This is a genomic window from Psychrobacter pasteurii (genome assembly GCF_900162815.1).
GTDB lineage: Bacteria > Pseudomonadota > Gammaproteobacteria > Pseudomonadales > Moraxellaceae > Psychrobacter > Psychrobacter pasteurii.
The window spans coordinates 1-8,049 of the sequence record NZ_FUGD01000169.1; the positions used below are offsets into that span (position 1 = coordinate 1).

Below are 8,049 nucleotides of genomic sequence, written 5' to 3' on the forward strand. Positions count from 1 at the left end.
AAGTCCTTGTTGTGAAGTTTGTCTTGGTAAACTCACTTTAGCAACTTCGGACTTCTTTTTTTATCTTTTTTTTGAGCGCTTATCCCGAACTGGGGTTATTTATCAATTTCTCAGCCTGTTTTTTTTCAGCCTACTTTTTGAACCACCACCCGGATATAAATGTAACTATGAATAAAACAACTTTTAAAATATCGAAGATGGACTGCCCTTCGGAGGAAAACCTAATCCGAATGAAATTAGAGGGCCACTCGAATATTGAACATCTTGAGTTCGACATTCCTAACCGTCAATTAACTGTGTTTCATCATGACAATATAGAAGGGATAGAGACTGCTATTCATGACCTAAAATTAGGAGACACCCTACTCTCGACCGAAACCATTGACCCCTCTGATCCCAACAATAATTTTAAAATTGATGCTGACTCTAGTCACAAAAAAGATGCTGAGCAAAGAAAGCTACTATGGATAGTGCTGGTCATTAACTTTGCTTTCTTTATTATTGAAATGAGCACGGGACTGATTTCTCGTTCGATGGGGTTGGTCGCCGACAGCTTAGATATGTTAGCAGATAGCTTCGTGTACGGAATTAGCTTATTTGCGGTCGGTGGAACGGTCATTAAGAAAAAACGGATTGCTAGAATTGCCGGATATTTTCAAATTACGCTAGCGATTCTTGGTTTTTTAGAAGTACTAAGACGTTTCTTTGGCAATGAGCAGTTACCTGACTTTTCTACCATGATAGTCATATCGATTCTTGCGCTAATTGCAAACTTGATTTGCCTCTATTTACTACAAAAATCGAAAAGCAAAGAAGAAGAAGCCCATATGCAAGCCAGTATGATTTTCACTTCAAACGATGTGATTATCAATTTAGGGGTAATTGTTGCAGGGATTTTGGTTAATTGGTTACACTCTAGTACGCCTGATTTGATTATTGGTAGCATCGTATTTGCTTTAGTTATTCAGGGCGCCTTTAGAATATTGAAGTTGAGTAAGTAGCTTAATTAAACCGCTAAGTGTAAAGTAACTGGGTTTGAAGCAAATAAACATCATAAGGATATGAGACCTCAAGCAATGATTGAACAAACTTTAAATCTAGTCATCACCAAAGACCATCAGCAAGTTGCCGTTTGGCGAATAATAGATGATGAAGTCTTTGATAAGAATCTGGGAGACCTTCCTAAATTTTGTGTAAGTATTTAATCTAAACGTCAGTTACACAGAATCTGGGATGGTCTCTTCAAGTCCTCACTAGCGCACCGATCATAGATAGAATATCTATGGTAAGTACATCATGAAGTACACTGTGGCTATCTCAGCAAGTTGAAACCTTAATACCATTAGCTCACAGCCAAAGATTCAAGTCCTCACTAGGGAGCTAGACCAGTAAAGACGCCTGATCTATTTCACTAGTATTGGAGCAAAGGGCCTTAAGTTGATATCTTTTACAGATTTTCAGACTTGTTCTTGGTTGGTGGTACTGAGTAGGTTCCCACAACATGGGCAACTAATTCGTCAGATCCATCTGAGTATAAAGAAACCTCGCCTACGACTAGACTCCTTCCCACTTTTAGCAGTTTGCACTCAGCAATAATACGTGATTTTGCAGTGGGCTTACGTAAAAAGTTGATAGTTAAACTTGTGGTGACTGCTAACGGTACTATGCCAATTCTACCTAAGATAGCTACATAAAGAGCCACATCAGCAATTCCCATCATTACAGGCCCCGATACAGTACCTCCAGGTCTCAAATCATCTAAACCAATATCATGGGATAAAATTGACCCACTGCTATTTACTGCCTCAATCCTGTACTTTGCTTGAGGGAACTCAGACTTCATGAACTCAGCTATCTCTTCCTTGGTTGCTGACATAAGGCTTCCTTTAATCTAACTGTTATTGGTACTTCTATTCTATCCTAACTTTCCACCTTATTACGATAAAAAATTATAGAGCCATTTTTAGGTCAGAGCACTAGTTTTAAAGTGCTTGACGGTTTTATGAGAGGTATAGTCTAAAAAAGAACAGCAAGCTAATTTAAAAAAAGTATTATCTTTAGTGAGCGGTCAGGTATTACAGATGCGTATTCATAATACGGGCTAATCACTTAAGAGAGCATTTCACGATTAATTCCGTTACTATTAAGACTGATATCAACTTTAATTAGTAATAGACATTATGACTACAAAAATATTAGGCAAACTAAATCCATCAAGCTACAGTCCACTGCCTTATTTTATTGAAAAAGTACCAGCAGGTTTTCCTTCTCCTGCAACAGGGTATATAGAAACCAGTATTGATCTTAATGAGTTATGTATTAGTCACCCTAATGCTACTTTTTTAGTTCGTGCAGGAGGGCTATCAATGATTGATGCAGGTATCTATCCTGATGACTTGCTGGTTGTTGATCGTAGCTTAGAAGCCCAGCACTGCGACATTATAGTTTGCACAGTAAATGGTGAATTCACTGTTAAAGAGTTATGCCTTGAACCTACCCCTAAGTTAGTTGCATACAACAAAGATTTTGATGACATCCCATTAAGTGATGACATTGAGTTTGAAGTATTCGGTGTGGTTAAAAACATTATTAGAGAGCTAAAGCGTGGCCGTGGTCAGCAACGCCGTTCTGATTTTTAAAATGGCTTTGTAATCGGTTTTCAAATGTCCGAAAAATTGAACAGCCTACCATCAATAGTACTCATTAACTCTTCAACGCTACTGTGCTTGGCTTTTAAATACTTGCCTCTAAGCTCCTCATCTACCAAATAAATAGAACGCTTCTCTTTGTTAGGCTTGTGGAACTGACTCATAAACGGTTCGTCATCCGCGTTGTGAGTAAGTAGCGTAAAGCTATGTACTGGCTCATTAAAGTGATTATTAAACTCATAAAGCCCAGCGATAGTAAAAGCTTCATTATCCTTTCTATAAATACGCTTCCATTCATTTTTATTGTTATCACCGCTTGAGTAGTATGGTTCCATAAAGCCCTGCATAGGGACTAGGCAAAACTGATTTCTAGTAAACGCTGGTTTAAATGTTTTTTTGTCTTCGATTGTTTCAATTCGTGCATTATAAGTAGAGTAATCTACTGGGGCACTTGCCCAGAAGGGAGTAAGTCCAAATTGCCCTTTGACGATGCTAAGCCCCTTATCAGTTTGAATAATGATCGGGCAATAATCTTTTGGGTAAACTCTTTTTTTATAATTGAAGTCAATCTCCAACTGCTTGTTCAAAATACTCTCAATCTGTTTCGGACTTGCAGGTTCAAAATTAGAGCACATATCAGCCATCCTTTTTAATTTTTAGAGCATGGTCTTTTATCTCATTATTTACTAATACCACATCTGATTCTAGCTTATTTAGTTAAACAGCAACTCTTAGAGAGAAGTTTGCGACACTGGGTGTCGCTTATTTTGTTTATGAGATATCAAATCAACACTGCTTCTTGATAGCATAGTAACACTATCTCTTACTTCATTAATCTAGCCCTTCTACGTGCAGGACATTTTATGTACGCACTTATTGACTGCAACAGCTTTTATGCCACTTGTGAGAAGTTATTCAGACCTGATCTGAAGAATAAGCCAGTCGTTGTGCTATCAAATAATGATGGGTGTATCGTTGCTCGCTCCAAGGAAGCTAAGGAGTTAGGTATCAAAATGGGCGTACCTTACTTTCAAGTTAAAGAATTTTGTAAAAGAAATAACGTTGAGGTATTTAGTTCCAATTACGCACTTTATGCCGATATGTCTCAGCGAGTTATGAGCACTTTAGAGTCGTTATGTCCCACAGTTGAAGTCTACTCAATTGATGAAGCCTTTTTGTACTTAGCTGACTATCCTGTAGCAATGCAAAATTTAGATGAATATGGCAGAAAGCTTAAAGCTATTGTTGAAAAATATACGGGTATCTCCGTTGGTGTTGGTATTGGTAAAACTAAGACACTTGCAAAGCTTGCTAACCATGCCGCCAAAAAATATTCTGCTACTAAGGGAGTATGCGTACTAACTAACGAGCGATGGATTAGAAGACTAATGCAAATTACTGATATAGGAGAGGTTTGGGGAGTAGGGCGGCGATATAAGCAGCGTCTTAATAAGCTAGGTGTAGAAACTGTATATCAGCTTGCTATTTGTGAGCCAGAGAAAATACGTCAGCATTTTGGTGTGGTACTTGAACGCACTTGTTTAGAATTAAATGGTCAGTCATGTATTGGTATAGAAACAATTGAGCCGAAACAACAGATTATTTCATCAAGATCGTTCTCAAAGCGTATTACCGACCAGCATGAATTAACTGAAGCTGTTTGTGGGCATGTTGCTAAAGCGGCGAGTAAACTACGACAACAAAATAGCTTCTGCGGTTTTATGTCAGTATTCGCCACAAATAGCGCCTTTAGTAGTAGTGAGAGATACACGCCAATATCAGGCCAATACCAGTTCAACGTACCTACAGCAGATACAAGGGTTATGATAGGAGCCGCTCGTGAGGTAATGAGTAAAATATATATAGATAAGGTTCGTTATTCCAAAGCAGGGGTTATGCTTTCAGGGATTTGCCAGCACGATGAGGTACAGCTTGATATGTTTGATACACAAAGTGAGAGTGAGGGTAATAAGAGGTCAGAGCTTATGGCTTTGGTTGATGAGCTGAATAGTAGATTTCAGCATGACCGCAATCAGCAGGCAACTGTATTTATAGCAAGCGAGGGCATAAAAAAGATGCAGACTTGGCAGATGAGTCGTGAGCTACTTAGTCCATGCTATACAACTCGGATAAATGATTTGGTCGTTGTGAAATAGCTTGGCAATTGAGTTATCAGGTAAATAAAATCCAACCTTTCCTAAGAAAGTACAACTCAGTAAGGTGAGGGTAGCTTGGGTAGTACAAGAGGTAGCTGAGTGGATTAATAATAAAATTAATCAGCGTATGGTTTGAGTTATAAGCCGCTTTACCTGAGAGTAGAGCGGTTTATTTTTTTGAGAATTTGCGGTCGTTTGAATACTATTATAAGTAACTTAACTAAACCATAATTAAGTTAATAAAACAAGCGGGTTCAAAGTTCTACGTCATCCCTTCGAAGGGCTAAATATTTTGTTATACGTGGTCCACCAGTTTGTTATAGGTAGTTGATTAATTTTTATAAGGTGTTTTTAGGTAATTCCTCTAGGTTATAATTAATCTTATTTAGTCCATCTTTTATACGATGCTTGTTCCTGATACTGTATTCATAATTAGATTGTTTTTCATACTCATTTAGTCTAGTTTCTTTCAAAAATGAATCAAATAGGTTTTTATAGTCTTCTGAATAATAACGCCCACCCATTACAGATGTTCCTAACTCTACTAATGTTCTCAAGCTTGCTATTTCTTCATGTGAAAAGTCATTAATATGTTCTTCGTTCAAACTACCTGATAAAATTTTAGATAGCTTATCTTTATCTATTTGAAGTTCATAAATATTTGGATAAATATAACGTTTAAACTCTATATGGTTTTTTATAATATCTATTGCTTGCGATAGTTCTTTTGAGCCTATTGATAGCTTAGTTTTTAAACTTTTTTTAATATCGGAGAAACTAGGCTTATTCCATTCCCCATAAACAGGTAGTTCTTGTGCTATACCTTCTATATTTTTTCGACTGAGGTTCTTGGTATAGGTTCCCGTCTTGTACTCGTCTACTAGAGCATCCATTTCGTAAGTGAATACTTCACATATTTTAGATAATTCATTGAATCTTTTGTAGAAATTTAAAATGTTGATCACTCCCATATCTTCTAAGTGCATTGATCCTTCTAAACTGAATGGGTATCTAAATGTTTCTCCAGTTGGGTCAATATGGTTAAAGTCTTGAATATAAGGTGCAATTTTTTCTATATAAATAGCTAGTCTCGAGTCATGTGTTCTTTCAACAATATCAACAAAAGTATTCCAAAGTTCTTGGATATTATGCGTTTTTATTAATTTTTCATTAATATTATCTTTAACTTTGAGGTAATTGATAGTATGTATTTTTTGTTTGATATAAATCTCAATGAAATGCCTAGCAGTAAACAATATAGGATAAATTGAGGTGTCATTATTCCAAAGAAAGGCTTGCTTAGGTGCATTGAAATCTATATTTGACCCATATTGAGACAAGACGGACTCCAACATCACTAAAGTCGCTGATTGGTAGCCTTCAATATAAGAGAACATTCCTCTCCAGCCGTTGTTACCAACGCATGCGTTAAATCTAGTATGTTCTTGGTCATTGCGAAATAAACCTGCTGTTTCATTCATTTTCGAGAATATCCTATATTCTGTATTACTGCCCAGAAAGGACACTGTGAAGTACCATTTAATAATTTTAACAATTATCAATCGTATTCAACAAACAAAAGTTTAGCCCTTACTAGAGAATCACTGTATTTTTTAAAACTAATTATTTTAGATTACCTTAGTCGCTACTTTATAGTTATTTAAAGTATTTTAGGTTATATTTCATATGAGGCTCTTGAGAAAGCTCATTTAATGTGCCTATGCTATTTCTGAAAATAACTTAAAATAGAACGAAACTTAAGAAACTACTTAACATAAAACTGTCTATTCTTCTTCTTTCCCTTGCTATATCTGTACCGAGTTTTGTAGCTTCTATTGAATAATTATAAAGCGTGGCAAATCATGGCTTTGCTTTAGCACAACATAATCTTGCATTAATGTATACTGACGATAAGATTAGATTAAGAAATTTTGAGTAGGCTTCTAAATAGTATCAAAAAAGGTATACCCGATTCGAAATCATCTCAATTCATAGTCGTAAATATAAAATACCATCTGACTTTCGGATAAACAAAAACCTACGATTTCACTACCTATCAGTTTGTCTTCATTTGGGTTATCTTCATCTTCTAAATAACCATTCGTGAAGTAAGTCATATGTTTATAGAACGGTGGTCCCATATAAGTTCTTAATGCAATCGCGCTCTCTTTAATTGTTCGGACTGACCCTATAATGGCGTTTTCTAAAAGCTCTTGACACACTTTATCACTACAGTAATGGGGAAGATCAGGAAGCAATAACTCATCATTGCAAAGCACAGTAAGTGCATGGATACTCTGTTTATCAATTGTAGTTACTTTCAAAACAGCATTTTCTAGGAAATATAGATCTGATGTAATATTTTCTAAGTCTTCTTTAGAAATGACATCAAACCGGAATTTATCTTCGAAAACAGAACTATCTTTAATTACTTTATCAGGAACACCTAGCATTTCTTTGGCTTTGGCATAGTTTCTTTCTGGTGAAAGGGCTACAATAATATCATTAGTAAGAATTTTTCTTGATATATCGTTTTGTCGAGTAGCTACTTCAGATATAGTACCATTTACCTTGCTAGGAAAAATTTTAGTTTTACGAGGTAGGTCTGGCATAAAGCGGTCTTTTCTAAATCCATAACCTTTGCTAAAGACGATTTTAAAGGATTCGGGATTTATAAATGTTAATCTTGCTTTAGCCGATCCGACATTTCTCCAACCTACGGTTTCATGTAGTTTTAGGGTGATTATTTTTCTGTTTACTTTTTCGAAATAAAACGTTAAATGTTGCTCTTGTTCGGCATTATAATAATTAATTTTCCCTGAAAAGAAATGGTGGTTAGGTTCTTCAATACAGAGATCAAAGAAAACAGAGTCTTTACTATTGATGTCACCCTCATTAGTCCATACTTTGCTTTTTAGAAAGGCATTTTTAACCTTATCCTCTAATTTTTCTTTCCTTTCCATGATTATGTGATATACGCTGATTACTGTAAATAAGGCAGCTATTAAACCAGCGACTGCACTTGATATTAATAAGAATTTTTCCAAAAACTGACTCCCTTTAACTACAAAACCGTCGATATTACACACAAGTGATAGCGTTTTATTACTTCTATACTTTTTGTCTCTGTACACGACAAAAACAAAAAAGCTGACTAAGGACAAGGCATAATAGTAATTTTTCTTACGAACCACACTATGCCAAACCTTAATCAGCTCATAAATATATTATCGCAAAACCTAACC

8 protein-coding genes and 1 pseudogene are annotated in these 8,049 nt (G+C 35.9%); 5 read left to right on the forward strand and 4 right to left on the reverse strand.

The window, feature by feature from the left end; genetic code table 11:
* The first annotated feature begins 167 nt into the window (after positions 1-167).
* Positions 168-1,001 carry a cation efflux transmembrane domain-containing protein gene (locus A1232T_RS13030; protein WP_058023794.1) on the forward strand — a complete coding sequence of 278 codons (834 nt, stop codon included), beginning with the start codon at positions 168-170 and terminating at the stop codon, positions 999-1,001.
* Between the two features lie 60 nt (positions 1,002-1,061).
* Positions 1,062-1,205 carry a hypothetical protein gene (locus A1232T_RS14185; protein ID WP_167367084.1) on the forward strand — a complete coding sequence of 48 codons (144 nt, stop codon included), beginning with the start codon at positions 1,062-1,064 and terminating at the stop codon, positions 1,203-1,205.
* 242 nt (positions 1,206-1,447) lie between these two features.
* Here the strand turns inward: A1232T_RS14185 and A1232T_RS13035 are convergent, their stop codons facing one another.
* Positions 1,448-1,876: a PaaI family thioesterase gene (locus tag A1232T_RS13035; RefSeq protein ID WP_077449788.1), complete on the reverse strand. Its 429-nt coding sequence runs from the start codon at positions 1,874-1,876 to the stop codon at positions 1,448-1,450.
* 304 nt (positions 1,877-2,180) lie between these two features.
* Here A1232T_RS13035 and umuD point away from each other — a divergent pair, with 304 nt between their 5' ends.
* Entirely contained in the window at positions 2,181-2,639 is a 459-nt protein-coding gene (gene umuD / locus A1232T_RS13040) for a translesion error-prone DNA polymerase V autoproteolytic subunit (protein ID WP_077449789.1), read from the forward strand.
* Between the two features lie 20 nt (positions 2,640-2,659).
* Here the strand turns inward: umuD and A1232T_RS13045 are convergent, their stop codons facing one another.
* Positions 2,660-3,283, reverse strand: coding sequence for an SOS response-associated peptidase family protein (locus A1232T_RS13045; RefSeq protein ID WP_167367085.1), 624 nt, complete (start codon positions 3,281-3,283; stop codon positions 2,660-2,662).
* Positions 3,284-3,511: 228 nt separating this feature from the next.
* Here A1232T_RS13045 and A1232T_RS13050 point away from each other — a divergent pair, with 228 nt between their 5' ends.
* Entirely contained in the window at positions 3,512-4,804 is a 1,293-nt protein-coding gene (locus A1232T_RS13050; protein ID WP_077449791.1) for a Y-family DNA polymerase, read from the forward strand.
* 43 nt (positions 4,805-4,847) lie between these two features.
* Positions 4,848-4,940 (forward strand): annotated as a pseudogene (locus A1232T_RS14475) (helix-turn-helix transcriptional regulator); the annotation flags it as partial.
* Between the two features lie 202 nt (positions 4,941-5,142).
* Here the strand turns inward: A1232T_RS14475 and A1232T_RS13060 are convergent.
* Positions 5,143-6,285 (reverse strand): hypothetical protein, encoded by a 1,143-nt coding sequence (locus A1232T_RS13060; RefSeq protein ID WP_077449792.1) that lies wholly within the window; start codon positions 6,283-6,285, stop codon positions 5,143-5,145.
* Between the two features lie 498 nt (positions 6,286-6,783).
* Positions 6,784-7,851, reverse strand: a complete 1,068-nt coding sequence (locus A1232T_RS13065; protein WP_143514006.1) for a hypothetical protein — start codon at positions 7,849-7,851, stop codon at positions 6,784-6,786.
* Between the last annotated feature and the right edge of the window lie 198 nt (positions 7,852-8,049).

Coding starts and splice junctions, on each gene's coding strand:
- A1232T_RS13050 (WP_077449791.1), top strand. CDS start 3,512: ATGTACGCACTTATTGACTGCAACAGCTTTTATGCCACTTGTGAGAAG.
- umuD (WP_077449789.1), top strand. CDS start 2,181: ATGACTACAAAAATATTAGGCAAACTAAATCCATCAAGCTACAGTCCA.
- A1232T_RS14185 (WP_167367084.1), top strand. CDS start 1,062: ATGAGACCTCAAGCAATGATTGAACAAACTTTAAATCTAGTCATCACC.
- A1232T_RS13045 (WP_167367085.1), bottom strand. CDS start 3,283: ATGTGCTCTAATTTTGAACCTGCAAGTCCGAAACAGATTGAGAGTATT.
- A1232T_RS13035 (WP_077449788.1), bottom strand. CDS start 1,876: ATGTCAGCAACCAAGGAAGAGATAGCTGAGTTCATGAAGTCTGAGTTC.
- A1232T_RS13060 (WP_077449792.1), bottom strand. CDS start 6,285: ATGAATGAAACAGCAGGTTTATTTCGCAATGACCAAGAACATACTAGA.
- A1232T_RS13030 (WP_058023794.1), top strand. CDS start 168: ATGAATAAAACAACTTTTAAAATATCGAAGATGGACTGCCCTTCGGAG.